The following is a 1,849-nucleotide window of genomic DNA, read 5'->3' on the forward strand; positions in this document are numbered from 1 at the left end:
CGGCAACCGCTTCGAGAACGGTCACCTCGTCGATCAGAACGAGACCCCCGCGGCATGAACCACCTCAGCTGATCCACAACTCTTGACAATTGCTCGCGCAGTATCAGGATGTTGCGGGCGTCGTCGGTGCCGACGGTGATCGTGCGGCCGCGGGGGAAGACGTCCTGGAGCTCGAGCAGGACGGCTCAAGCTCGAGCACTGCCGTGAAGGCACCCGATATCTCCCCGCGCAGCCTGAACGCTTCCAAGCGATCGCCGCAGGACTCAACAAGAGCCGCCACGCAAGGCGCTCGGCTGGGAACCCCCCAGCCGAGCGCCTGCGTGAACTACGGCCTGATCAACCGACCGCGTGTTGCAACGACCCATGGAGTACCGACCGGTACGGGCCCTTGTATTAGTGCTCCCAGCGGTTAGGGCTTCAGTACAAAGTCCGTGGTCGTCCCGCCCGCGGGGTGGGAGACCTGGCACTTATCCGCCGGGAAGCATTCGGAGTAATCGCGGCCACTGACTGCTTGGTAATTGGCGATGAGCTGGTAGACGGTTCCGTTCGGTGCCGTGTAGTCAACTTCGGCCGCATCGGGCGTCAGGTCCGACTGGACGTCGAAATAGATCTTCTGGCCCGGCTTAATCTCCTCGGGCGGGTGGGTGCCGAAGTTGTGCGGGGCCCAGCCCTTCGTCAGCTTGAGCGTCTGACCGGTGTCGTTCTGCACCGTGAAGCCATCAGTGACCCACTGCGGAGACTGAACAGAGACTGCCAACGGAGCGGAAGAGGTTGCGGGCGTCGCAGCCTGTGCGACAGCCGGGGCCAGGGCCCCCGCCCCAGCTAGAGCTGTAACGGCTAGGGCTAGCGCAGACTTCTTAAACACAGACACTATGTCCTCCCCAGGAATAGGATGGATCTTGCTGGTCTCAATGCTCTACGCCTTCCAGCGGCAGCCGCGTCAGCTGATCGTATGAGGAGCAGGTGGAATCAATGAGCGGAATCGGAGGACCCGCTCCCATGCCGGAGGTTCTCTTGTCTTAGGCCTGTCCGGTGAACGGCTTTGACAAGATTCTCGTAGTCGCTGATCCCTCGCCAGGAGGGATCAGTGATCAGATGCGGTGGCGGAGGAGGCGGAAGCCGACCCGTCCGTTATATCTGGCGCTTGATCAGTTTGGTCTAGGTAGCTAGCGACGCCTTCGTCCCGCCGTTGTGGAACGGTAGGTGAGTCCGTTGATGACAGTGTCGTGGTCGCGCTCAGGGCCGCTGGTTACGGTGTGCAGGTGGGCGCAGGAGGCCGCAGATTTGTTGTCGCGCATCTTGCTCACCGTGGCGGCGTCAGACCGGCGGGAGGGATCAGTCGTCCCGGCGCTGGGGGATCACCGCCGGTGTGGCAGTCCCCGCCCCGGCTGCCGCTCGTTCCGTCCCCGCCTGCCCCGGGCGGCTGGCCTGCTCCGGCTCGGGGATCAGCAGGTCGCTGATCTCGCAGCCGAGGACGACGCAGATGACGTCCAGGTCCTCCAGCTTGAGCGAGACCGGCTGCACGGACCACAGGCCGGACATCCTCCCCACAGAGATCACCCACTGAGGTCCCCCCGAGCCTGACGGACAGGGACCCACGTAGGGTCCGAGAGAGTCCGGCCGAGTTGTCCAGGCACCCTTTGCCGGCCGGGCGGGTCCGGGCTCCAGGAGTCGGCCGCAAGCCGCTGACGGTCACCGACCCTGGTCTGCTGCCCGCGAGCTCTGACCGAACCGCACACCCGGGGCGATCCGGCCTCGCCGTTGCGCTGGACCACGCTCTCACTCCGGTCGCTGGCCGCTGCGCTGACCATGCAGGATCACCCGGTCAGCGCGGCGACCGCCGGACGCC

At 65.1% G+C, this 1,849-nt stretch carries 2 protein-coding genes and 1 pseudogene; 1 reads left to right on the forward strand and 2 read right to left on the reverse strand.

The window, feature by feature from the left end:
* Positions 1 to 409 precede the first annotated feature (409 nt).
* Together AC07DW_RS34240 and AC07DW_RS34245 are read right to left on the reverse strand one after the other, a co-directional pair.
* Positions 410 to 709 carry a hypothetical protein gene (locus AC07DW_RS34240; protein ID WP_478861495.1) on the reverse strand — a complete coding sequence of 100 codons (300 nt, stop codon included), beginning with the start codon at positions 707 to 709 and terminating at the stop codon, positions 410 to 412.
* A gap of 626 nt (positions 710 to 1,335) precedes the next feature.
* A complete protein-coding gene (locus tag AC07DW_RS34245) occupies positions 1,336 to 1,599 on the reverse strand; it encodes a helix-turn-helix domain-containing protein (protein WP_478861496.1) in 264 nt (87 codons plus the stop codon).
* A gap of 20 nt (positions 1,600 to 1,619) precedes the next feature.
* Here AC07DW_RS34245 and AC07DW_RS34250 point away from each other — a divergent pair.
* Positions 1,620 to 1,849, forward strand: a pseudogene (locus tag AC07DW_RS34250) (ISAzo13-like element transposase-related protein); the annotation flags it as partial.

The sequence above is a fragment of the Streptomyces sp. NPDC045701 genome, assembly GCF_056432045.1.